Raw genomic sequence first — 22,951 nt, forward strand, 5'->3', positions numbered from 1 at the left:
CAAAGTTTCCATCTTACGGGTCACAGTTCAAACTTCCTTAAAGCACTTTGTATAATCCATAAAATATCACCTCATAGTTTAGATAACAGAAAACCCCTATTCTTTCTTGAGTTATTCGATAACTAATCACACTATCCTGCCCCTTAGCTTAATCCCGTTCCCAATCTAGTTCTATATTAAGCTTCTCATCAAATAAAAAAAGACCATACCGGTCTTTAATATAACTTCGAACACCCCAACTCATGTTACAATACAACCTGAACTCATACTTTACGAAGGCGGTTGATACTGTTGATTTACATCATCAAATTTGTATACAGCTTTGTGCTTCCTCCAGGACTTTTCATCCTATTTCTGCTCGGTCTTGTCATTTGGTTATGGAAAAAGAACCGTCGTCCTGCGCTTGTCCTGCTTGGCGTTACACTTCTTATGTATTTCTCCATGACTTCCTTAGTCAGCGATGCGTTAATCGGAGGTTTAGAACGAAAATATCCTCAACCGGATACATTGCAAGGAGATGTCATCGTTGTGCTTGGTGGAGGTGCAAGCTCCGGGACACCGGATATGGATGGCGAGGGCAACTTATATGGATCAGCAGCAAATCGGCTAATTACAGCTGTACGACTACATCATGCGAGTGGTTTACCCATCCTATTCTCTGGTGGACAAGTCTTCTCCGACAGCGGCAATGAAGCGGATATCGCCAAAAGACAACTCCTTGGACTCGGTGTCCCCGAAGAGGATATCCTGACCGACAATCAATCTCTTAATACGGAGCAGAATGCTGTAAATACCGCCGCAATCCTACAAGAGAAGGGACTTAAGCGTCCTGTACTAGTCACATCAGGGTTTCATATGCCCCGCTCGATGCAGCATTTCAAGAATGCAGGGCTAACAGCGCAAGCTTTTCCTACAGATTATATCGCCAGCGCTGAATTTTCGTTGCAACCCTCAAAGTTCACTCCTTCGCCAGGAGCCATCTCCACTACAGGCACAGCCTTGAAGGAGTATTTAGGTCTTCTTGTTGCTCATCTATTTAATTAGATCTGTGAATTTTGCATTGGTTACCCCTGCAAGAAGCTGCGGTGATACATCCATTTGTTGACCAATTTTCCCGGCGCTAACGGCTATCGTTTCCTGACTTTCTGCACCGCTATCAATGAACGTTGGATATAGCTTTTTCATACCGATTGGTGAACATCCACCACGGATATAACCCGTCCACTTCTGTAAGTCTTTCACTGGCAGCATCTCAATCTTTTTCTCTCCGGCGGCTTTGGCCGCCTTTTTGAGATCCAGCTCCTCAGCAACTGGTATAACAAATACATAAAGATTCGCTCCGCTATGAGCGACCAAAGTTTTAAAAACCGTCTCAGCCGCCTTTCCAATCTTCTCCGCAACTGCCGTACCATGGATTAGTCCATCCTCATTGTCATACTCAAACACTTCATATCCAATTTTCTTCGCATCTAGCATTCGCATCGCATTGGTTTTAGTTACTGTCATATCTGATCTACCTCTCTTTAATCTATTCGATACTATATGGTCAAAGAGGCCCCAAAGCCAACATGGCTCACAGGACCTCTTATTGCTGCGTTCCCATTAATCTCTGGGATAATTAACTTGCATAATATCCATAAACGGAACTTTTTCGATACCTTCGTTTTTACTGATGTGTACTTTTCCAGTCCGTGAATCCATTTCAACAATTGTTCCACGTACCTGATCTTCTTTTCCCCATACGGTTAATAAGATCTCAGAACCTTCTTGCTTGGCTTCAACTAACTGATTGCCTAGCTCCTCAAGTACAAATTCATCTCTCGTGGGCCGTTTGGCCACTTTTGCTTTTGCCACTCTACTCCTCCAATAAGCGATTACAGGTATTAAGTATTTTAAAATACTAAGTATGAATGCTCTCGTTTATTATATCATGTTTCAGTTTAAGGCTCGAACCCCTTCTGGCTCAAGAAAAGCTCATCTTCATTAAAAACACTCCGGAGTCCATCGTACACTCTGCGATAAGCCGCCGGATCGTACCATTCTTCCAATTGCAGCTCTTCATAAAGGGAATAAATACCTAATCTTCGTGTCCGTTTGCCCCCACTGCCATCTCCCATAAAATAATCGTCGATACAGACTCTATTCACCAAGCTCCTTAGGATCTCTGGAAAAGACGTACTGCTCGGCAATACCGGAGCGATGGTAGCTTGAACAGGAACGCCCGCTTCACGCAGTAATTGCAGTGTCTTTAATCTTGAAGATATGGGCGGAGCACTTGGTGTGAATTTTTTGCGAATATCTTCACGATCCGTCTCTACAGTCATACTCACGCGAACCTTATCTTCTAAGCGTAATAATAAATCTATATCTCTGCGTACGAGCGGACTGCGCGTCTGCACGAACAGAAAATCGGGCGGGGTCTCCACCATAACCTCCAGTAAAGCTCTGGTTACCTGCTCCTTATGCTCTATCGGTTGGTAAGGATCTGTGCTAGAGGACATAAAAATGGAGACCGGTCCTTTAGATTTTGCTTTCTGGAGTTCTTTGCGCAAAATAGCTGCGGCTTCTTGTTTGACATCTACCCACGTTCCCCATTCCTCTTGACGAAACAGTGAAACGGGCATTTGACGCACATAACAATAAGAACAGCCATAAGTACAGCCGGTATATGGATTTAAAGAATGACTGTATCCGTTCAGATAACCCGTCCCTTTATTTAGTAAGGTCTTTGGGGTCTTGTACTGGATCTCATTGTTCATAATGTTTGAGCAGTCTTTCCACTTTCCAAATGAAGCAGCCTAGTCTTCATCTCTAATCCCCCGCGGTAGCCAGTTAATGTTCCATTCTTGCCAATCACTCGGTGGCAGGGCACCGTAATTAGTATCGGATTTGCACCTATGGCTGTCCCTACCGCGCGTACTGCAGCAGGCTTTTGAATATATGTGGCGATGTCCGAATAAGACCACGTTTGTCCATATGGAATTTCACATAACGCTTTCCACACCGCGAGTTGAAATGGAGTCCCACGATAGTCAAAAGGAATGCTGAATGCTTGCCGTACCCCTTGCAAATATTCGATCAGTTCCTGTACAAATGGAACCATTTTCTCATCGTCCTGCACCAGTTCACTTTCAGGAAATCTACGGCTGATCCAGTCACTCATCTCTTCGAATGGCTTCTGCTGCGACCCCACATAACTTAATCCTTTCTCCGACGCTGCGATATAGAAACTCCATTCCTTATAAGTTAGCAATGTCCAGTATATGATTGCACTTGGTCTACTCTCCATTTTTCTGTACCCCCAAGAATAATTCAGAATGATTCGTTAATTCTAATTTGTTAAGCTGTCGATACTTCGTTGGGGTAAGCCCCGTCTTTTTCTTAAATAAGGTAATAAAATACGACGTATTTGGCAGACCCACATGTAATCCAATATCAGCTATATCCCGATCCGTGGTAACCAAATATTCAGATGCCTGAACGATTCTCTTTTGCTGTATATAATCCACTGGCGTGATTCCCGTTACTTTCTTGAAGGTTCGATGCAGATGATAAGGGCTTCCATGACAGACTTCTGCCAGCGTTTCAAGAGTAAGAGGTTCATGATAATGTTTGTCGATATATTCAGTCATTACAGCCACCCACTCCTTATCCGGCAGCCGCTCACCCGTCGGTTTGCATCTTTTACAGGGACGAAATCCAGATTCTAATGCTTGTTCTGCATTTTGAAAGATACGTGCATTCTCCCGGTTAGGTGCTTTGGACTTGCAGGAAGGTCGGCAAAAGATTCCCGTAGTCTTCACAGCATAAAAGAATTTTTCGTTATAAGCTGCATCATTTTGCAAAATAGCCTGCCATTGCTCCTCAGTCATCTTTTCCACTTCTCCACTCTTATCCATACGCTTCACCTCTAAACCAAGTATACCCCGCTTCAGGGTCATCTGTACTCATTCTAGAATGTAAAAGCAAGATAGTGAAATCCAAGAATGGTGAGATTGCTCGTAATTACACTTTGTTTATCGAATCCGCACTTCCTTTGTCAACCGTGCAGGGAGCAGCAATTGAACAACGAATTACTCATAACATGACTACCTGAACTGGAGGAATCAAAATGGAAATTTTGAAAACAAAGGATGCCGCAGAGCTGTTGTCTGTTAGCCAAACAACGATCAAACGTTGGGCTGCTATGTTCCCTGATTTTTTTCCAAAGGACCGATTTGGCCACTATACTTTTTCAGAGCAGCAAATCAGCTTGCTCACACATATTAAAGAATGTATTAATCACGGAGAACCACTGGAAGGTATTCAATTACCTGTCTCGAATGAAATTCAAATATCCAAGTCACCGCAAGATCCACTACATTCCACAGACACTGAGCCTATGCAAGATATATTGTCCCGGATTCATTATATTGAACGCACCCTTGATCAAAAAGCCGACGAAGTAGTCATGATACAGTTACTTCAGCAGCGTGAGGAGCTTGAGGATCTGCGGATAATGATCAAACAATTAGCGGCAACCCTAGAACCCATGCAAGCTACAAAAGTCAACGTCTTCACGTCAAATGAAGCTTCCCATCCCGTTACTAGTACAAGAATACCCTCTCCACCGAGGAAGCGCGGGCTATTACGCTCATTCTTTTTCCTGTAAGCCTGAAACACAAAAGAACCTACTTCTAACTAACGTTGAAGTAGGTTCTTATTAAATATCGTAGCACATGGATGACAAAGTCAGCGATTAACGGTTAGGTAATCCCCTATTGCTTCTGCAATAAAGCTGAGCCTGCGATTCCTGGATGCGTCATTTCGTATGGGTCCAGAATCAGATTGAGCTCTTCCTCGGATAGCACATTATACTTAAGGCACAAATCACGAACAGATTCTCCTGTCAAAATCGCCTCACGAGCAATACGAGAAACCACTTCGTAGCCCAAATGTGGGTTAACTGCGGTAATGATTCCGACACTCCGCTCCACATCCCGCTCTAGCTTCTCTTTATTGGCTTCAATACCAGCCAGACAGAAATCTGTGAAGACTTGGAAGGAGTTGTTCATGATGCTGATGGACTGAATGAGATTAAACACTAGAACTGGCTCCATAACATTCAGTTCCAGTTGACCCGCTTGGGAAGCCAGACAGATTGTATGGTCATTTCCTATCACTTGAAAAGCCACCTGATTGATGACCTCCGCCATTACTGGATTGACTTTACCTGGCATAATGGAGGAACCTGGCTGACGTGCAGGGAGTGAAATTTCATTAAATCCTGTCCGCGGACCAGAAGCCATGAGCCGAAGATCATTAGCAATCTTGGACATGTTCATCATACAGACTTTTAGGGCAGCAGATACTTCTGTGTATGCATCTGTATTTTGCGTAGCATCCACAAGATGATCTGCAGTTACTAGCGGCAATCCACTTATTTCAGCCAAATGCTCTACAACCACTTCGATATATCGAGGGTCAGCATTTAATCCAGTTCCTACAGCCGTTGCCCCCATATTCACTTCATACAAATGATGACGTGTATGTTCAATACGTTTGATATCTCTCTCAAGTACTCTGCGATAAGCCTCGAACTCTTGGCCCAGACGAATCGGCACTGCATCTTGTAGATGCGTGCGTCCCATTTTTATAACCGGATCGAATTCCTTGGCTTTGTCTGCAAATACCTCATGCATTCTGCGCATAGTAATAAGCAGTTGTTCCAGAAGAGAAAGCGTCGCAATATGAATAGCCGTAGGGAATGCATCATTTGTAGACTGTGCCATATTCACATGAGAGTTGGGACTTAAATGACGATAGTCTCCTTTTTCATGACCAAGCAGCTCTAATGCTCGGTTAGCAATGACTTCATTGGCATTCATATTTAACGAGGTACCTGCACCACCCTGTATAGGGTCTACAATAAATTGTTCGTGCCATTGACCTTCGATGATCTCATCTGCTGCTTTCACAACAACTTCTCCAAGCCCACGATAGAGCCTGCCAATTTCCATATTTGCAAGCGCAGCGGCTTTCTTTACGATCCCCATCGCTTTGATTAATTCATTGTGCACTCTATAACCCGTAATTGGAAAATTCTCTACTGCGCGTAATGTCTGAATCCCATAGTATGCGTTCTTATCTACTTGTTTGCTGCCTAGAAAATCATTTTCTACACGAAATTCAGTTCCTGTCACAGTAAATCCCTCGCATTCTTTGAGTTAGGTTTGATCGGATTTAAGAAAGCGCATTCATACATATGTCTCACTTAGATATTAACCTTTATTGTGATAAATGTCTCTCATAAAATTAGAGATTAATGTAATTAATTTCAAATAAGATCACGAAAGCCTTGCCCTTAAAGGAAAGCTGGTTTTTATTAGGAGTAAATTTCCAAATAAAGCTATAGCATAGTATGCACACTAATTAGATTCTATTGCAGTAAATGCATTAGAAGTTCATCGGGCTTTTTGCACACGGACTCTAAAGTGAAATCGAATCATAACTGTTCATATCGGATTATTACATAAAAAAAGCCGACCTTAAGGTCGACTCTATCCAAACTTTACTCACAAATATGTTGAGTTCTTATTAAACCGTATAGTTCTCCAAAGAGATCTTCTCACCATTCAGCAAAGCTCGCGGTGGCTCTGACTCGCTCTTCATACTCAAATGCAATCTATCGCCATTACTGGTCGTATAATGAGCCGCCAATCCGTCTTCCGTCTCAAATCGGGGTTCATTATGGGCCATAGCTATTACAAATGCATCCAGTCCGATGATTCCACGCTCTGCAGACTCCTTAACACCGATCGCCTCAACGATCACCCCACCCGGCATCCCCGTAGCTGTTACCTCAATGTATCCCTTATGTTTTTGCAGATGATATGGATGAGATAGATATATTGCGAAATAGACATCGCCAACGTGACCGAACAAGGCGTTCAGGCCTTGCATCCACTCCCCGTGAGGAAGAACACCGATAATCGTATTTTTTTCCCCCTGAGGAATGGGAAATAAAGAAATAACTACATTTTTGTGATAAAGGACCTCCATATAACGACTCTGATGGCGAGGATCTCCCGAATTGTAGTATTGACCTGGGTGGAAGAAATACAGCTGGTTCCCCCCACCCTCTCCACTTACAGGCAAGGAAAAAGCCCACCGGAGCTGTTCATTGTCGAATTCTTCTACTCGCTCCCACATCCCGCCTGCTGCATAATCCTCTGTAATATAGGCATAAGAATGAAGCAACGGTTGAGCGTTCGGATCTGCTGGGACTACCTTCTGTGTAATCTTAGTGGTTTCCACAGGCGTCTGGCGATTCATTGCAGCTGTTAAAGCCTCATTTGGTGCTTTATAGAACAGGAGTCCAGCGTATTCCGTACGTGGCATTGCCACTGAAAGCTTGAAGTCCCCGAATTGAATATAGTCATGAAGCACATTAGCATCTCCTGGTACATCATGTGGCCAACCTCTAGAATGTGCACCCACCCAAGCTCCGCGTAAATAAAACTCAGCTCTTACCATCCAAAGATGATCAAGCATCTCTTTAAGAGTAGTTATTAAATCCGTATCCTCTGTTGGGACAAGCTCCAAAGCGCAGGTAAACGCTTGTATCCAATGCCAGAACCACGGGAGACTGCCGTATTCTGGCATCCCCTTAGAGCGGATGTACGTCAATGTGTCCTTCAAACTTTGCCGACCATCTTCAACGAGCACATCATCTGCAAACAGAGTGCCAAAAATCAGCTTTGCTGCTGTATATTTCGCTTCATGATGTCCAAAAGTGATTACCGGCTTACGGTAGAAACCACTCCGATAAATGTGTCCAAATGCTGTATTCAGGACAATGCGAAGTTGAGCGTTTAGTGCTCCACCATATCTTTTGCAAAAGTAAACCAGCAAGCTGCCCATAATTTCCACAGGTAACTCATGCGGTGAAGCCTCACGTGGAACCGGATTCAATCCAAGCGGCCAGTGCCCGTATAGCTCCGTGCCAGGTTGACGATTCTGTAGCATTAATGTCTCTAGCAGCACATCCTGTGCCTTCTGCTTTGCTTCTTCCCGGTCAAAAGGCAACGACAAAGAATCATCTACTGCAGCTGCAAAAAGATATGAGGCATAATAAAAGTTATTTCGCACATCATCGTGGAACCAGAGTCCACTCTCAAGCAGAGGCCGTCTCTGCGCTTCCAGCGCTATACTTATAATGATTTCTTGTTGACGGTCCTGATAAGTACTCTGAATACCATTCGACTCCAGCATTCAAGTTCAACCTCCCACATCTCAATTTTCAATAGTATGATAACAATCCTATAAATGAGAACTAAGCATTTTAGATCTATTGTGCACACTTTTCGTTCATTTTGCAATTATTAAAACTTATAAATAAACTACAATGAACCAATATATAAAAATAAACACTTGTAAAATGAACATAAATGGAGTAAATTGTACCTATACGAACAAAAATATGCTTTTGAAGGAGATTGAATAATCCATGGAAAGACGTTTTGCATCCCATCCTAATGAAGTTAAGCAGTTTGACACTGAGCGCCTCCGCAAGGAATTCCATATTCCTGTCATTTTTGCACCCGATGAACTGAAGCTAGTACTTACCCATGAGGATCGTATGATCGTTGGCGGTGCTAATCCTGTTAAGGAAGAAGTTGCACTTACAACTGACCTTAAAGAACTTGGGGTTACTTACTTCTTGGAGCGCCGTGAGCTAGGGATCATCAATGTTGGCGGTAAAGGGGCGGTTATTGTCGATGGTACAGAATATGAAGTAGATTTCAAAGAATGTCTGTATGTTGGTCAGGGTTCTAAAGATGTTATCTTCAAAAGTGCAGACGCTTCCAAGCCCGCTAAATTTTATTTGAATTCTGCACCTGCTCACCAGTCCTATCCAACTACTAAAACCACTCTGGCTGAATCCGAATCCGGTGCGATGGGCGGTTTGGAGAACTCCAACGAGCGTACCATTCACCGGTTCATTCATACAAACGGCGTACAAAGCGCTCAGTTAGTTATGGGTATGACTCAACTGAAGCCAGGTAGCATGTGGAATACGATGCCGGCACATACACATCCACGCCGGATGGAAGCTTATTTCTATTTTGATCTACCGGACGATTCCGTTGTGTTCCACTTGATGGGAGAGCCTAATGAAACTCGCCATATCGTAATGCAAAACGAACAAGCGGTTATTTCCCCAAGCTGGTCCATCCACAGTGGTGTTGGTACTCATAACTATACTTTTATCTGGAGTATGGCTGGCGATAATAAAAGATATGATGATATGGACCCCGTATCCATGAAAGAACTACAATAGAGACAAGCTAAAACGCCTTTGGCGTCCTTTTAAGGACGATAAGCGTTTGTGCGGGAATTATAAGGAAGAGTCTAGCGTGAAACTTAAACTTTCTTATAATTTTAATCAATTACGGAAAGCTGAGGCAAGCGGATGAACCCGATACGACGACATGAGATGATAATGGAAGTTATGCTGAACCAAAAAGATGTAACGGTGAATGAACTGAGCGATAAGCTACAGGTTACGGGAAAAACAATTCGTGAGGATTTGAGCAAGCTGGAGGAGCAAGGACTGATTGTACGTGTACATGGCGGAGCTGTGCTGGCACAAAGCGACCAGTTTGGTATTTTGCCCTCTAAGGATCCACTGGATAAGTATTCCGACGAAAAAACGGAGATCGCCTTGCGCGCGCTTGCCCATATTGAAAAGGACGATATTATAGCTCTTGACGGCGGGAGCACAACGCTTGAAATTGCCCGACGCCTGGACAATATGCCTATAACGGTAGTCACCAATGATGTATACATCATCAGCGAACTGGTTCTCAAAGATCATATTCGTCTCGTCGTTCCCGGGGGGTACCGTGTCCGCAATATGTTGGCCGGCCCTGAAGCCGTCTCCTATGTGCAACAACTTAATATTCAAAAAGCATTTCTGTCCTCGACAGCTATTCATATCGAACATGGACTTTCTATTTATACAGGAGATTTAATTGAGTTTAAGCAAGCCCTTGTGTCTACTGCCCGTAAAGTGTTCGCGGTTGTGGATCATCATAAATTCGGCCAAACTGCGCTGCGTACATTCGCTTCTCTGCAGGAAGTTGACGTTATCTTAACAGATAAAGGACTCTCTCCCGAAACGGCAGAACAGTTCCGCGGTGCAGGCGTTGCCATTGAATGTGAGTAATAACCGGAATTAAATCCATTTAATCAAAGGGGCGTAATTTATAATGTCATCATCATTATTCAGCTTGGCAGGTAAAACAGCACTCGTAACCGGTGCAGCTCAAGGTCTTGGACAAGGCATTGCCCTTGCCTTCGCAGAAGCAGGTGCGGATATAGCAGCCGTATCACTTAATACAAGTCAAGAAACCGTAAACGCTGCAAAAGCTTTTGGCGTAAAAGCGGTTAGCATCGAATCTGACTTAAGTGATCATAGCAACCTGCAAAACACATTTGATCAAGCACTTGAACTGACTGGTCATGTAGACATTCTAGTGAACTGTGCAGGAATGATCCGCCGTACTCCGGCAAAAGACCACAGTGAAAAAGACTGGTTCGATGTTATTAACCTGAACTTGAACACAGTGTTCCTTCTGTCTCAGATCGCTGGCCGCCACTTCCTGGAAAGAGGATCCGGCAAAATCATTAACATCGCCTCTATGCTCTCCTATCAAGGCGGAATCAATGTCCCTGGCTACACCGCGAGTAAGCATGGGGTTGCAGGTCTTACTAAAGCTTTTGCCAATGAATGGGCAGGCTCCGGTCTGAACATCAATGCGATTGCACCAGGCTACATGGCGACTGAAAATACAGCTCCAATCCGTGCCGACCAAAGTCGTTCGGACGCAATCTTAGATCGTATTCCAGCTGCACGTTGGGGAACACCAGATGATCTAAGAGGTCCTGCTGTATTCTTGGCTTCCGCAGCTTCAGACTACTTGAATGGTCATATTCTTAACGTAGATGGCGGATGGATGGCTAGATAAATAACCTAAAATATTTAACCCGCTGCCTGTGGCAGCGGGTTATTTTTACTTAAACAAGCTTATAATGGATTCCCCATCAAATTTACTAGTAATCTTAAAATTTCCAGAGTGATACTTACTATTACTAGATCGATCGCTGAAATACAAGTAATCTGTGCCATAGAGTGTCATTCCAAAGCGCTGATCTTTATTTACATATATTCTTATCCAATAGGTCTCCGCAGGTCGTTCGGATGCATCACTTCTTTTTAATTTCACGTCAGAAAACTCATGTATGATCTTTTCAATTTCTTTCGGGTCATCCACTTTAATATCTTGTTCATTAGAACTCTTAAGAACTCTAATGGAGGTGATTTGAGTAGCATCGATTCGATCCAGTACAAGATTTTGAAATGAATTATAACTGTGATATAAGGGAACTCCGTAAAGAAGCAGATTTATTACTATAAGAAATAATAAAAATAATTTACTTTTTTTCATAATTATTTGCCTTCTATCTCCACAAATTCTCCCGGATGTGCCCGAATATACTCGCCAATCAATCGGTGGCTATTTTCGGCTATGTTCTTAAACCGTTCAAATAAACCACTCATCCCTCTCAACAACTCAGGGTCACGATCGAGATCCGTGAGGGTAGCATCAACCCACTGTATTCCAAGTCGATTGTTTCTTTCTTCGAGAAATGCCTTTGTTTCCTGAAGCAAAAGTTGCATTGGTTCGTCGCCAAAAAATCGTATACCTCCCATCACTCCTGTCCAATACCCCGGCTGGTCTTGCATGTAAGAAATCCAAGCATAATACTCCCCTTCGGAATTACGGCTGTGATCATGCATTACTCTGAACATACAAAGTGCTTTCTGTCCATCTGTGAGCTTTGAGATCACTTCGGATTTGATCGATGGTGATTTTGCGCGAATCTGCTGAAAGGTAGGCTCCATACAGGCCCATCCTAGTCTTTCATCACTTAAAGTGTCCAAATCCTTCTGCTTCATGGTTACTAAATTCATTTAACTCCTCCTTTGATTAACATCCAAAAATATACATTTCATTCTAGCTGTTGTCAATAAGAACCTCCTAACATTCAGGGTAATTCGAACATTTTTATGATAGGCTTTAGGAAGAAGAAATCATCATAAAGGAGCTTTTCTATGCATAATGAGATACTTACCATTTTTGATGAAGGAGGCAACCGAACAGGTACGGCTCCACGTGAAGAGGTACATCGGTTAGGACATTGGCATGAGACTTTCCACTGCTGGTTTATAAGCAAAGATCAGGAAATACCCTATATCTACTTACAACTTCGCAGTGAACAGAAACAAGATTATGCGGGACTACTGGACATCACGGCCGCAGGACATTTGCTAGCAAACGAAACTGTAGAAGATGGAACACGCGAGGTTCATGAAGAGCTGGGACTAGAGCTATCTTTTGAAGACCTGACCCCGCTAGGGACAATTCCTTACAGTATGAGAAAAGAAAACCTTATCGATAATGAACGAGCGCATGTCTTTGTTTATAACAATCCCTATCGTCTAGAAGATTTTCAGCTACAAAAAGAAGAGGTCGCTGGCATTGTCAAAGCTAAGTTCTCTGATTTCCGCAGATTTTGGCAGGGAGAAATACATAGTCTACAAGTCAACGGTTTTCAAATCGATGCGCATGGACATAGAATTACCATTGAGCAGGATGTAGACAAAACCCATTTTGTACCCCATGAAGTGAGTTATTATACTCGTATTATCGAGGGTATCGAGGCAATATTTCTAAAATCAGCAGTAGTAAAGGAGGACAAATGATTATTAATCAACGAACATTTGCCGTGAAAGGAACCCAATACACCATTAAATCTGCAAACACTACGGATGCAATGACATTGTCCAAATTAAGAGTACAAATCGATGGGGAGACCGAGAATTTAGACAGAGAACCAGGGGAGGCTTTTATAGACGAAATAGGGTTTCAGCAGCTAATTCAATCTGATTCAGAGAAACTACGTAACTTATTTCTAATCGCGGTAGTTAATGATCAAATCGTTGGGTTCTCTAGATGCGAAGGTCATTCATTAGCAAGATCGGCTCATAAAGTCGAGTTCGGAGTATGTGTGCTGCAGGATTATTGGGGTTATGGAATTGGAAAAAATCTTTTAGCAGAATCTATTGCTTGGGCCGACGCTAACGGTATCCAAAAAATCACTTTAAATGTCCTCGAAACAAACGACAAAGCTATTACCCTTTATCAGAAGCTTGGCTTTGAGATCGAGGGAATATTAAAGAATGATAAGATTCTTGCAGACGGAAAATTCTATAACACGATTATGATGGGACGATTTATAGATTAATTTTAAAAAGGCAGAACCTGAATTCCTCAGGTCCTGCCTTCTTTTTATACTAACGATTTACGCTTCAACATTGCGAGATCATTTACCGCTAGATTCAACACAGCCGGAACAGCAGTGTCTGAAGTTATATCTGTGTATTCTTCTCCATTTAATTGTACCGTTTGCGGACTTCCGCTGAAGTTTTGCACGAAGATATAATCGCTCTCTCCATCCGTCCGAAGCTGCGCTGTCACACCAGTTGGTAGCTCACTATCAAGCGCACGAGTAATTCCTGCTTTAGAAGTGATTGCAGCATACAATTCAACGTAGAAAGAGGCGTCTTTCACACGAGTAGCGAGATGATAGGCATTTCCTTCACCGAAACGGTTTACCGTAAGCGCAGGACGGCCAGCATAGAAATCGCTGCGATAAGTGCCTAATGCTTCTGCACCTTCCAAGTGGATCAGCTCAGCAATTTCATGCGCATCATAATCTCCACTTAGATTAAGTGCATTGCTCGCCTGCATTACAACACCATTCAAATCACGGCTATGCAGCCCTTCGGTCTCTTCCGCCCAAATGCCGAGCGTTCTACGTAGCGGTCCTGGGAATCCACCCAAATGACATAAATCCGTTTCATTAACGACACCAGACCAATAGGTTGCCAGGAATGTTCCGCCCTGTTCAACAAACTTCTCGATACGCTTTCCATTCTCTTCACTGATCAGATATAACATAGGTGCAATTACCAGCTTATAATCGGACAGATCATCCCCTGATCCGATCATATCAACCGGAATGCCTAACTCCCAAAGTGCACGATAATGCTGTAGTACAGTCTCCTCATAACGCAATCCAGAATTACGAATGCCTTGTGCATCCTTGATCGCCCAGCGGTTGTCCCAATCGAAAATAATTGCTGTTTTTACTGGAGTTGATGTACCTACTACTTCTGTCATTCCAGCCAGCATCTTTCCTACCTCTGTAACGTCTTTAAACACACGAGTCTCGGAGTGGCCGCTATGGTCAACCACTGCACCGTGAAACTTCTCACTAGAGCCCCGGCTTTTACGCCATTGAAAATATTGTACAGAATCCGAACCATGCGCTACCGCTTGAAGCGAAGACAGCTTGTGCATGCCAGGACGCTTCAGCTTACTGACCGATTGCCAGTTCGTAAGTGATGGCGTGCTTTCCATGAGGAGGAACGGTTTCTTTTTAAAAGAACGCATTAAATCGTAGTGCATCGCCGTCCATGCGGCCAGTCTAGCATCGTCACCGTCTTCAGTATAATGCCATTCTGGATAAGCATCCCATGAGACAACATCCAGAATTTTAGCCAGTTCGCGGTAATCAATGCCATCGATCATATGCATATTCGTTGTAATTGGCAACGCTGGATTGTACGGGCGAACAGTATTGATCTCATGCTGACAGAAATCAATCGTCCGTTCGCTGACAAACCGACGCCAGTCGAGATTCAAGCCGTGCACTTGCGTCTCTCCGTGTGGAGCCGGGGATTCAATTTGTGTCCATGAAGTATAGGTATGACTCCAAAACGTAGCCCACCAAGCATGATTCACCTCATCCAGACTGTTATTGTATTTGTCCTTCAACCAATCTCTAAAAGCATTTTGACAAAGATCACAGTGGCATTCGCCACCAAACTCATTCGAAATATGCCAACCGATAACCGCAGGATGCTGGCTATAACGTTCTGCTAGCTTCGCATTTAAAATTGCAGTCTTTTCCCGGTACACAGGGGAGGTGAAGCAGTGATTATGACGGAAGCCATGTAAATTGTGAACACGATTACGTTCCACTCTTAGAACTTCAGGGTACTTCTCAGACATCCAAGCGGGCCGCGCTCCACTAGGTGTTGCGAGAAATGCGTAAATCCCATTCTCTGCAAAAGAATCCAATACACTATCCAGCCAATCGAAAGTGAATACACCTTCTTCAGGCTCTAGGGATACCCAAGAGAAAATCCCAACAGACATCACATTACAGTTCGCAAGCTTCATCAAACGAATATCCTCACGCAAAATTTCCGGGTACTTCAGCCATTGCTCAGGATTATAATCAGCACCGTGCAGCATCACTGGAGCTTTGCTGCTAATCGGGGAATGTTTTTTACTCATTGTGTAAGATCATCCTCTCAATTCTGCCCATGTTATGAATGGGACTATTCTCTGATGATTAGTTAGACGCCTTAGCTATCTAAATCACGAATCATCATTTATACTATTTATAATAAAAGAAAAGTCGTCTTCAGCAGTAGGAATATACTCTCGAAGTGATAGCACAAAATGAATATGAGGTGAACCATCCTGCTTCCTTTTTCTCTGATAGAATTACCGCGCGACGCGGAGACACTTCCTTTATATCCCTATTCTGTAGGTCGTCATATCCAATTTCATCATGTACGTCCTGCTGGATTTCCTGTGCACCAAATCTTTCTGATTCGTACCGGAACTGGACTCTTTCGAGATCTGGAGAGCGGCACTGAGATCACACTAGAACCTGGAATGGTCTTCGCCTTCCCTCCAGATCGAGGACATGAATATTATCCAACCTCACATGAACCGTGGCATGTCGGCTTCATCGGGATCGAAGGCATTCAATCACAAGGCTTGCTGGAGGGGATTGGCCTTCTCCCTTTTTCCCCCTATCACCCTGCTCGTTTTGAACAATGTTGGGAGGAGATCGGAAAGATCTGGCATACGGCGAACACTCAGACGGCTAGTCGCCAAGACGAGCATGGGATGGAGGATCTATCTATAACCCTATATCGATTACTTCTGATGTTACGACGTTCTGAATCCAAACACACCTCAGGCAGTCGTTTTGAACTTGAGTCTGTGCGTAATGGTGCGTTGGCTAAGGCGGTTGAGCTTATTAACGAACATTATACTGAGCCACTCCTTATCTCCAATCTAGCTGCTGCTGTAGGGTATTCCGTCCAGCATTTCCAGCGTCTATTCGTACAGGAATATGCCGTAACTCCACATAAATATCTACAGAATCTGCGACTAGAACGTGCGATACAGTTAATGACAGAGAATGCTGATATTCTCGTTCAGGATATTGCGGTTCAACTGGGAATGGAGACGAATTATTTTATCCGAATCTTCCGAAATACTTATGGCTGTACGCCTGGGGTGATGAAGGAGAGACTTTTAGAGAGTGAACAAAAAAGATAACGAAATCCAAAGGGATCTCGTTATCTTTTCATTCTTTTATCAAAAATAATTCCGGTAGAAGTTAATCTCGCAGCAATTCGTCCCTCACTTCGGTCAGCACGAATCCAAGTAAGTTCCTCCCCCTCCATTTCACGGGATTCTCCGCATCCGGATTGGACTGGCTCATACCTATTCCCCAGATGCGATCCTGTGGGCTAGCTTCGACGAGAATACGGTTTTTCGTTGACTTGAGATATTCCCCAAGCTTCGGATTCTGCGAAAATTTGGCTATATTTCCTCTTTTGACAATGTTATAGCATTCTTTATCCCAAGTGTCATTTTCGAAGTTTCTTACTGCACGTCCGTAAGCTTTCATCTCCTTGGGATGCTTTGCTTTAAGGATCGCGTCCAACATTTCGTCATCTCCAAACAGTCTTGCTTTCTCGGCCATCATAAACTGCTCGACACAGGAATACTCCATCCCCTCTACCAAGAAAGGACTCATCCACCATTGGCTGAAGCAGCTTTTGTCGACACCGTCGTGCTTTGGCGGTGTATGGCCCCAGAAGAACACAAACTTGAACGTTTTGCCCGCGATATAAGCTTTTCTTAACTGCTCGATATTATAAATCATTGATATTCCTCCATATTTCTTCGATACAAGCGGGAAGGACGGTGTCCCGCATTTTCAGTATAATGATCCGTCTCCGCTACGAGATCCGCTACTTTACGCCGGAATGCGGCTTTCAGCAGCTCTTTGTCTAAGATCACCTCATAAACCTGCTGCAGATCCGTCAAAGTGAAGAGATCCGGCATCAAGTTTAGCGCAAGATCGGTATAATTCACTTTTCCCCGCAGTCTCTCAATAGCGCAAGCTATAATCTTTGCATGATCAAAAGCCAATCCGTCATTTGATACAATGGAGTATGCGGTTGACGTAGAGGCCGACTTTGATGTCATCGTCCGACCCACAACTGCCGTAAACTCTTCATCATCGCTGCTTAGCTTGAGCTCGTATTCCTTCGTTTTCACATACCCATCCTCAATAATCTCTTTCCGCTCGCGCAGAAGCCGATAGGTTACCTTGAACCAGGCAGCTAGGTCAGCGTCATCTCCTGCTTTCAGCTGTACCTGATCACTGTTGATTAAGGCCATGTAGCTGCAGCTCATTACCCAGGTACGAGGGTCCCTTCCAACATCGCTGAAGGTGTACAACTGCTCCAAATAAACTTCATCCACACCAGTTTCCTCATGCAGCTCCCTCACCGCCGCCTGCTCCGTCGTCTCGTCCGGCCGGACGAAGCCGCCTGGAAGTGCCCAATTGCCCAGGAACGGGTGACCTCCCCGTTGAATGAGCAGAATTCGCAGCTCTTTTTCCGGAAGCTTGCGGTAGCTGTCCGCCTCTGTGTTCGTAACGGTGAAAATGACCATATCCGCCGCCACCGAAGGCCGCTCGAAATCCCCGGCACGGTACTGCTCGAGAAATTGCTGTTCCGTAAGTCCATCGCGATCCAACAAATTCATGTGTCCTTGCCTCCTTTGTTCTTTATCCTAGCCGTGTAACTCTCCGAAATAGTTCTGGTAGGGCTCAAACTTTGTCAAGACCTCACTTACTTTGTGCATTCGTTCCTCTAGGTTTCCTCGCAACACGATATAGGGAATCCGCCGCTCTTTCAAATCCGCAATGATTTGCTTATGAAAAATATGCCGCTTCTGGTCCCCGCTACGGTCCCATGTATCCTCATAAGGAATATCATCGTCACACAAGAAAAATAGATCGTAGCGCTGCGCGTTTTCTAATGCGATCCGGGATAAGCACTCAGGAGCCCGGCCGTGGTAATCCAAGGCAAACATATATGTGGTAATTGCATTTGTATCGACAAAGAGATATCGGTTAGCTTCCAGCAGCGCCTGCTCCTCACGTTCTATATGGCCTAAAGCGATCTCATCGAACGCTTCTAGGCTGATTCTACGATCTTCTTGATGCTCGGTCCAGTAATCACGCCCATATTCACTCGCAAAGGTTGTGCGATACCGCCGCGCCAGCGCTTCAGTGATTGTAGATTTGCCAGTGGACATCGCTCCCACAAAAACCACTTTCGTGATTAACCCCCTATACACTACATCACTTATAAATCTGCGGTATTTATAAGGGTCGGCACGTACCATCGTGGCCGAAATCGGCACCTGCTCACGGGCTTCATCCACCCGCCGATCCACCGCGCCTAATGCGACACTCATATGCTCACCGTAAAACTCACTAGAATAAAAATGCGTCACTTGCTCGCCCTTCAGCAGCCCCAGAATATACTTCTCCTCTCGAATCTCATGCTCCCGATCGTTCGAATATCCGTCTGGACCGTCCCAAGCTTCGATTACCCGGACCATTGGATAGAGCTTGCGGATCCAGTTCGCCCGGATATGAAGCGGAATCGGAGTCACCGTCGTTTCGTAGATTACCACAATCAATTCTTCTACCTCTTGCAACGCCGTCTCGATCATGAATTGATGTCCTTTATGCAACGGGGCAAACTTCCCCAGCGTTAATCCAAGCCTCTTCATGCCGACACCTCCTTAACCCCTTTATTCCAATTGTAATAGCCGTAAGCCGCGTTAACCAGATACGCACTCCACATGATGATCATCAGCAACCCCTCGCCACTGCCTTCCATCATCCGAATTACCCACAACAGCACCGTAAACATATTCAAAACAATATAGACCAGCCATTGTTCCTTAAATCTTCTGACCATTAAAAAGGTAGCCACAATGGATAATACCGTTGTAATAGCATCTATATAAGGCGAGTTCTGCCCTGGGATGAACGATAGGCCGATTCCCAGTAACAGGCAGCCTATTACGCAGACCGCTCCAACAAGGAAGAGCCCCTTAAGATCCATCTGTCGCATGGATAGTTTGCCGTCTTGGTGGTTGTTTTTCCACATATAGAAGCCAACGATATTCATAGGAACAAAGAATAACAAATTCAGCATGACCTCTCCAAATAGACCATTTATATAAGCCAAGTACGCGTAACCGACAGTATTGTACATTCCGAAAACATAACTCATCAGGTTTCCTTTCGCCGCGAGCACCACACACATCACCCCGGTGATAAAGACCGTAAATCCGAATAAGGAATCTTTAGAAATAACCGTAAACGCAACAGCAATAGAGGTAAACAAAACTAGCCAGACGATTTCAAACAGATTCCAGCCACCCCATGTTTTATTCACTTTCATCCGCTCCCTTTCATTAAACTTCCTAATCTTCACCATTCAGTCTATTGTTAGTAACTTTTTGATAATAACAATTTGTTAATAACAAATATAGCAAAAAGGTGAGGGAGATGCAATAAAAAGGTGAAAATAATTTCCAACTTAAATCTGGTTCCAGTCCATGGTCAGTATCCTCTTCCTAGCATAAGCCTATTTCGTGAATCGGCTAACGGTACATATTCTTGACAATGATTTCTGACAAGAATATACGCTGACAAAGGAAAAAACCCGCGATTTACGCGGGTTGGCGTTCAAACATATATTTGTCATCCGGCTACTTTTTTTATCCGCCGCCGCGATCGTATTATTGCCCGCAGACCTCATCGTATAATAGACTTAAAGCAAGAATCTTATCGTTCACTTTGCATCCTCGCCCTTCTGCATACGGAAGACATGGGCGATCGGAGCCTGCCCGTTCAATTCGCCATCCGGGAGCGTGATCGAGATTCCTTCCGGCGTATGCTCAACCTTCAGCAAAGCGTCGCTTCCGACAAGCTTGATGCCTGAAACAGGCTCCTGATAAGGAATATGAACGAGCTTGGCTACGGCTTCATCTGCGCTTTCATACAAGTACGTACAGTAAACGGTAGTTCCTTTCGAGGTGAACGCGCAGGAACCGGTAAAATACGGCCCGCACACACGTGTGCCGTATACCGCTTCACCGTAAACCTTCATCCATGCGCCCAACTCCTTGATACTCTTAACCGCCCCAGCCGGCAATCGTCCGTCGGGCTGAGGGCCTACGTTAAGCGCCAAATTCCCGCCTTTGGATACGACTTCCATCAGAATGCGAACGAGCTCTCTCCCCGATTTATACTGGTCATCGTATTTGAAAGCCCACTGTGTGCCGATCGTTATGCAGCTTTCCCACGGCACGTTCAGCGGACGCTCCGGAATCGTTTGCTCCGGCGTCACATAATTTTCGTAGGGCCCTCCGACTGTTCGATCCGCGGATAGCAGCCACGGCTGTGTTTGACGGGCGCGCTCGACGACCTCGCCCAACCGAATGTCCTGCTTTACCTGGTCGCTATCTTTAACCCAGCCCGCATCCAGCCACAAGATATCGATCCGGCCGTAAAGGCTCATCAGCTCCATGATTTGCTCATGGGTGAAATCGACGAATTGCTCCCAAAGCCACGGATATTCCCCGGGGGAGTACGAGGGCCCTCTCCACGTATGGCTGCCCCGCTCCATTCCTGGCGCCCAGTAATATGGCGACTGCCAATCCGCCTTCGAGAAATATGCGGCGATCGCAAGCCCCTTGCTGCGGAAAGCGTCAAATACATGCTTGCAAACGTCGGCATAGCGATGTGCATGAAACGGCGTTTCGGAGCCAGTAATTCGGTAATTCGTCGTATGTGTGTCCCACATGCAATATCCGTCGTGATGCTTTGTCGTAAAAATCAAATATTTGAACCCGCCTTCGGCGGCGATTTCCGCCCATAGCTCCGGCTGGAAGCGGAACGGATTGAACGTGCGGTTGAGTCCGAAATATTCGCGCTTCATCGCTTCGTAGTCGCTCGTCCAGTCGACATCTTTACGCGCCCAATCACCGTCTTCGTCGCTGAGAATCCAGGACTCGGCCTCGATCTGCGAATAAGGTCCCCAATGCATCATTAAAGCCAATTTCTGATCCTTGAACCATTCCAATCTTTCCAGCGTAATTGGATTTTCCGGCTTCACCCAATTCGTCTCGCTGCTGTAACCGTGGACGCCTTCTTTCAATTCCGGCGCGTCTGCTTGCTGAAGTTCCTTGATTTCCATATCATTCATCGGGTTGCCTCCTTCAGTTCTCCGCATCACATCAAAGTAAAATTATTACTTGTAAACCCCCAATATAGAAATTGGGGGTTTACACGGCTACTGTATAACTCTATTGAGCAAAGCTGCTGCTTCTGCACGGGAAGTGATCCCGCTCGGAACAAATTTATTTGCTTCCCGGCCGTTAATGAAATGAAGGGCCGCCGCCGCTCTTACTGATTCAAGCGCCCAGGCTGCCACAGCGGATTCGTCAGTAAAGGAAGAAGCCGTTTTTCCGTTCAACTTGACGTCTTTCAAGATAACATACGCCCGCATCATCATAGTGACCATTTCTTCGCGTTTGATTCTAGCATCGGGATTGAAAGACGTTGTGCTAATTCCTTTAATAATGCCTGCTTTGACCGCCATGGAAACAGCTCCCTCGTACCAGGCACCCTTCGATACATCCGTGAATTTCGATTCGCCTTCCGATGTCAGGTTCAACGCTTTGACAAGCATCGCCGTAAATTCGGCCCGTGTGATAGAACGCTCTGGCTCGAACATTGCCGCACTAGTACCTTCAATAAATTGCTTCGCCGCTAGCTGTTCGATCGCATCAGCCGCCCAGTGAGTGGACTTAACATCGGTAAATAATTTCTTGAATTCGAGCACCGCATATTTACTGAAATGGTGAATATCGACCACCCATTCTCCGTTAATAAACGTGCCTCGCACATATTCCAGCGTACCGTTGTCTGTCAAATAGTAAATGCCAGACCGTTTAGGATTTAAGGAAGGATCTACTTTGAATCGAATCGTCATCGGTTTATCGAAGCTGTTCAAGCTTGTCACTTTACCATCTTTTCCGACAATCGATAAGCTAAAATTGATCACATTGCCGGAAATTTTAATTTTTGCATGTGTGGAAGACTGCCTTATCGCTAGAAGGTTGTTAGCATCGGATTTGGATAAGCGAGTCATGATTAACTCTATCGTACTGTTTCGTTTATCTTCTTCGGACAATTTATCCGTCAACTGTTTAAGCAATTCAGCGGGTACTTCCAACGTGAATGGACCACTTTGAATGACCAATTGATGATGTCCGAGCAGTTCGGCTGCATTGACAGGAAGTACAATTTTCTCTTTATCCTTGGCGGTGATCGTCACGACTCCGTTGGAGGCTGGAGAAGTAAGATCTTCCATTTTCACAACAAGTATATGAGCATCCGTATTTCCATTGACTGTACCACCGGTAGATGGGATACTACTGTTCCCACCACCCGTCGGAGGGTTGCTGTTCTCGCCACCCGTGTCTTTTCGCTTAAACGTAACATTAATCATATGATCGGCAGTTATGTTAACAACCGTATACACGCTTCCGGTCACCGACACAGCGGTACCGTCTAACAGAACCTCGTC

General features: G+C 44.7%; 24 protein-coding genes. 8 read left to right on the forward strand and 16 right to left on the reverse strand.

Annotated features, from left to right (window positions below; genetic code table 11):
* Positions 1–291 precede the first annotated feature (291 nt).
* Entirely contained in the window at positions 292–1,044 is a 753-nt protein-coding gene (locus CA598_RS26455; RefSeq protein ID WP_094878437.1) for a YdcF family protein, read from the forward strand.
* On the opposite strand, the gene ybaK is transcribed toward CA598_RS26455, so the two are convergent.
* The 5 genes from ybaK to CA598_RS26480 all read right to left on the reverse strand — a co-directional run bounded on the left by ybaK (position 1,033) and on the right by CA598_RS26480 (position 3,941).
* Positions 1,033–1,506, reverse strand: a complete 474-nt coding sequence (ybaK, locus tag CA598_RS26460) for a Cys-tRNA(Pro) deacylase (RefSeq protein ID WP_094878438.1) — start codon at positions 1,504–1,506, stop codon at positions 1,033–1,035. The genes CA598_RS26455 and ybaK overlap by 12 nt on opposite strands.
* A gap of 96 nt (positions 1,507–1,602) precedes the next feature.
* Complete coding sequence (locus tag CA598_RS26465; RefSeq protein WP_094878439.1) at positions 1,603–1,854, reverse strand: YolD-like family protein; 252 nt, start codon at positions 1,852–1,854, stop codon at positions 1,603–1,605.
* A gap of 86 nt (positions 1,855–1,940) precedes the next feature.
* Entirely contained in the window at positions 1,941–2,759 is an 819-nt protein-coding gene (locus tag CA598_RS26470; RefSeq protein ID WP_094878440.1) for an SPL family radical SAM protein, read from the reverse strand.
* Complete coding sequence (locus CA598_RS26475; protein ID WP_094873016.1) at positions 2,756–3,289, reverse strand: methylated-DNA--[protein]-cysteine S-methyltransferase; 534 nt, start codon at positions 3,287–3,289, stop codon at positions 2,756–2,758. Before CA598_RS26475 ends, CA598_RS26470 begins: the two co-directional genes overlap by 4 nt.
* Positions 3,279–3,941 carry a bifunctional transcriptional activator/DNA repair enzyme AdaA gene (locus CA598_RS26480; protein ID WP_094878441.1) on the reverse strand — a complete coding sequence of 221 codons (663 nt, stop codon included), beginning with the start codon at positions 3,939–3,941 and terminating at the stop codon, positions 3,279–3,281. The genes CA598_RS26475 and CA598_RS26480 overlap by 11 nt, the downstream gene beginning before the upstream one ends.
* Positions 3,942–4,111: 170 nt before the next feature.
* On the opposite strand from CA598_RS26480, the gene CA598_RS26485 reads away from it, so the two are divergent.
* Entirely contained in the window at positions 4,112–4,651 is a 540-nt protein-coding gene (locus CA598_RS26485; protein WP_094878442.1) for a MerR family transcriptional regulator, read from the forward strand.
* A 106-nt stretch (positions 4,652–4,757) separates the two neighbouring features.
* Here CA598_RS26485 and aspA read toward each other — a convergent pair whose 3' ends face one another.
* Positions 4,758–6,182 carry an aspartate ammonia-lyase gene (gene aspA / locus CA598_RS26490; RefSeq protein WP_094873012.1) on the reverse strand — a complete coding sequence of 475 codons (1,425 nt, stop codon included), beginning with the start codon at positions 6,180–6,182 and terminating at the stop codon, positions 4,758–4,760.
* 394 nt (positions 6,183–6,576) lie between these two features.
* On the reverse strand, positions 6,577–8,253 hold the full coding sequence (locus CA598_RS26495) for a hypothetical protein (protein WP_094878443.1): 1,677 nt from the start codon (positions 8,251–8,253) through the stop codon (positions 6,577–6,579).
* Between the two features lie 235 nt (positions 8,254–8,488).
* On the opposite strand from CA598_RS26495, the gene kduI reads away from it, so the two are divergent.
* The 3 genes from kduI to kduD all read left to right on the forward strand — a co-directional run bounded on the left by kduI (position 8,489) and on the right by kduD (position 11,012).
* Positions 8,489–9,322: a 5-dehydro-4-deoxy-D-glucuronate isomerase gene (gene kduI / locus CA598_RS26500; RefSeq protein WP_094878444.1), complete on the forward strand. Its 834-nt coding sequence runs from the start codon at positions 8,489–8,491 to the stop codon at positions 9,320–9,322.
* A 132-nt stretch (positions 9,323–9,454) separates the two neighbouring features.
* The gene (locus CA598_RS26505) at positions 9,455–10,210 is read left to right on the forward strand and encodes a DeoR/GlpR family DNA-binding transcription regulator (RefSeq protein ID WP_094873008.1); all 756 of its coding nucleotides are present in this window, start codon (positions 9,455–9,457) and stop codon (positions 10,208–10,210) included.
* A 43-nt stretch (positions 10,211–10,253) separates the two neighbouring features.
* Positions 10,254–11,012, forward strand: coding sequence for a 2-dehydro-3-deoxy-D-gluconate 5-dehydrogenase KduD (gene kduD / locus CA598_RS26510; protein WP_094878445.1), 759 nt, complete (start codon positions 10,254–10,256; stop codon positions 11,010–11,012).
* A 45-nt stretch (positions 11,013–11,057) separates the two neighbouring features.
* Here kduD and CA598_RS26515 read toward each other — a convergent pair whose 3' ends face one another.
* On the reverse strand, positions 11,058–11,492 hold the full coding sequence (locus CA598_RS26515) for a DUF5301 domain-containing protein (RefSeq protein WP_094878446.1): 435 nt from the start codon (positions 11,490–11,492) through the stop codon (positions 11,058–11,060).
* 2 nt (positions 11,493–11,494) lie between these two features.
* A complete protein-coding gene (locus CA598_RS26520; protein WP_094878447.1) occupies positions 11,495–12,019 on the reverse strand; it encodes a hypothetical protein in 525 nt (174 codons plus the stop codon).
* A 141-nt stretch (positions 12,020–12,160) separates the two neighbouring features.
* Here CA598_RS26520 and CA598_RS26525 point away from each other — a divergent pair, with 141 nt between their 5' ends.
* Positions 12,161–12,811 (forward strand): NUDIX hydrolase, encoded by a 651-nt coding sequence (locus tag CA598_RS26525; RefSeq protein WP_094878448.1) that lies wholly within the window; start codon positions 12,161–12,163, stop codon positions 12,809–12,811.
* A complete protein-coding gene (locus CA598_RS26530; RefSeq protein ID WP_094878449.1) occupies positions 12,808–13,353 on the forward strand; it encodes a GNAT family N-acetyltransferase in 546 nt (181 codons plus the stop codon). The genes CA598_RS26525 and CA598_RS26530 overlap by 4 nt, the downstream gene beginning before the upstream one ends.
* Before the next feature lie 44 nt (positions 13,354–13,397).
* Here CA598_RS26530 and CA598_RS26535 read toward each other — a convergent pair whose 3' ends face one another.
* Complete coding sequence (locus tag CA598_RS26535) at positions 13,398–15,473, reverse strand: beta-galactosidase (RefSeq protein ID WP_094878450.1); 2,076 nt, start codon at positions 15,471–15,473, stop codon at positions 13,398–13,400.
* A gap of 207 nt (positions 15,474–15,680) precedes the next feature.
* On the opposite strand from CA598_RS26535, the gene CA598_RS26540 reads away from it, so the two are divergent.
* Complete coding sequence (locus tag CA598_RS26540; protein WP_256990658.1) at positions 15,681–16,535, forward strand: AraC family transcriptional regulator; 855 nt, start codon at positions 15,681–15,683, stop codon at positions 16,533–16,535.
* Between the two features lie 61 nt (positions 16,536–16,596).
* Here CA598_RS26540 and CA598_RS26545 read toward each other — a convergent pair whose 3' ends face one another.
* The 6 genes from CA598_RS26545 to CA598_RS26570 form a co-directional block, all read right to left on the reverse strand.
* On the reverse strand, positions 16,597–17,148 hold the full coding sequence (locus CA598_RS26545) for a riboflavin biosynthesis intermediates N-glycosidase (RefSeq protein WP_094872995.1): 552 nt from the start codon (positions 17,146–17,148) through the stop codon (positions 16,597–16,599).
* Positions 17,145–18,038 carry an NUDIX hydrolase gene (locus CA598_RS26550; RefSeq protein ID WP_094878451.1) on the reverse strand — a complete coding sequence of 298 codons (894 nt, stop codon included), beginning with the start codon at positions 18,036–18,038 and terminating at the stop codon, positions 17,145–17,147. Before CA598_RS26550 ends, CA598_RS26545 begins: the two co-directional genes overlap by 4 nt.
* A gap of 27 nt (positions 18,039–18,065) precedes the next feature.
* The gene (locus CA598_RS26555; RefSeq protein WP_094878452.1) at positions 18,066–19,076 is read right to left on the reverse strand and encodes an AAA family ATPase; all 1,011 of its coding nucleotides are present in this window, start codon (positions 19,074–19,076) and stop codon (positions 18,066–18,068) included.
* The gene (gene pnuC / locus CA598_RS26560; protein ID WP_256990657.1) at positions 19,073–19,750 is read right to left on the reverse strand and encodes a nicotinamide riboside transporter PnuC; all 678 of its coding nucleotides are present in this window, start codon (positions 19,748–19,750) and stop codon (positions 19,073–19,075) included. Before pnuC ends, CA598_RS26555 begins: the two co-directional genes overlap by 4 nt.
* A gap of 399 nt (positions 19,751–20,149) precedes the next feature.
* A complete protein-coding gene (locus CA598_RS26565) occupies positions 20,150–21,556 on the reverse strand; it encodes an alpha-L-fucosidase (RefSeq protein WP_373455848.1) in 1,407 nt (468 codons plus the stop codon).
* A 96-nt stretch (positions 21,557–21,652) separates the two neighbouring features.
* A partial coding sequence (locus CA598_RS26570; RefSeq protein WP_143812453.1) for an S-layer homology domain-containing protein occupies positions 21,653–22,951 on the reverse strand: 1,299 nt, incomplete at its 5' end.

Source organism: Paenibacillus sp. VTT E-133291 (genome assembly GCF_002264395.1).
Classification (GTDB): Bacteria; Bacillota; Bacilli; order Paenibacillales; family Paenibacillaceae; genus Paenibacillus_AQ; species Paenibacillus_AQ nitricinens.

What these genes read in the sequence shown, in the direction of transcription:
- ybaK (WP_094878438.1), bottom strand. Translation starts at nt 1,506, where the DNA reads ATGACAGTAACTAAAACCAATGCGATGCGAATGCTAGATGCGAAGAAA.
- CA598_RS26470 (WP_094878440.1), bottom strand. Translation starts at nt 2,759, where the DNA reads ATGAACAATGAGATCCAGTACAAGACCCCAAAGACCTTACTAAATAAA.
- CA598_RS26475 (WP_094873016.1), bottom strand. Translation starts at nt 3,289, where the DNA reads ATGGAGAGTAGACCAAGTGCAATCATATACTGGACATTGCTAACTTAT.
- CA598_RS26480 (WP_094878441.1), bottom strand. Translation starts at nt 3,941, where the DNA reads ATGACCCTGAAGCGGGGTATACTTGGTTTAGAGGTGAAGCGTATGGAT.
- CA598_RS26485 (WP_094878442.1), top strand. Translation starts at nt 4,112, where the DNA reads ATGGAAATTTTGAAAACAAAGGATGCCGCAGAGCTGTTGTCTGTTAGC.
- CA598_RS26495 (WP_094878443.1), bottom strand. Translation starts at nt 8,253, where the DNA reads ATGCTGGAGTCGAATGGTATTCAGAGTACTTATCAGGACCGTCAACAA.
- kduI (WP_094878444.1), top strand. Translation starts at nt 8,489, where the DNA reads ATGGAAAGACGTTTTGCATCCCATCCTAATGAAGTTAAGCAGTTTGAC.
- CA598_RS26505 (WP_094873008.1), top strand. Translation starts at nt 9,455, where the DNA reads ATGAACCCGATACGACGACATGAGATGATAATGGAAGTTATGCTGAAC.
- kduD (WP_094878445.1), top strand. Translation starts at nt 10,254, where the DNA reads ATGTCATCATCATTATTCAGCTTGGCAGGTAAAACAGCACTCGTAACC.
- CA598_RS26515 (WP_094878446.1), bottom strand. Translation starts at nt 11,492, where the DNA reads ATGAAAAAAAGTAAATTATTTTTATTATTTCTTATAGTAATAAATCTG.
- CA598_RS26520 (WP_094878447.1), bottom strand. Translation starts at nt 12,019, where the DNA reads ATGAATTTAGTAACCATGAAGCAGAAGGATTTGGACACTTTAAGTGAT.
- CA598_RS26525 (WP_094878448.1), top strand. Translation starts at nt 12,161, where the DNA reads ATGCATAATGAGATACTTACCATTTTTGATGAAGGAGGCAACCGAACA.
- CA598_RS26530 (WP_094878449.1), top strand. Translation starts at nt 12,808, where the DNA reads ATGATTATTAATCAACGAACATTTGCCGTGAAAGGAACCCAATACACC.
- CA598_RS26535 (WP_094878450.1), bottom strand. Translation starts at nt 15,473, where the DNA reads ATGAGTAAAAAACATTCCCCGATTAGCAGCAAAGCTCCAGTGATGCTG.
- CA598_RS26545 (WP_094872995.1), bottom strand. Translation starts at nt 17,148, where the DNA reads ATGATTTATAATATCGAGCAGTTAAGAAAAGCTTATATCGCGGGCAAA.
- CA598_RS26550 (WP_094878451.1), bottom strand. Translation starts at nt 18,038, where the DNA reads ATGAATTTGTTGGATCGCGATGGACTTACGGAACAGCAATTTCTCGAG.
- CA598_RS26555 (WP_094878452.1), bottom strand. Translation starts at nt 19,076, where the DNA reads ATGAAGAGGCTTGGATTAACGCTGGGGAAGTTTGCCCCGTTGCATAAA.
- CA598_RS26565 (WP_373455848.1), bottom strand. Translation starts at nt 21,556, where the DNA reads ATGGAAATCAAGGAACTTCAGCAAGCAGACGCGCCGGAATTGAAAGAA.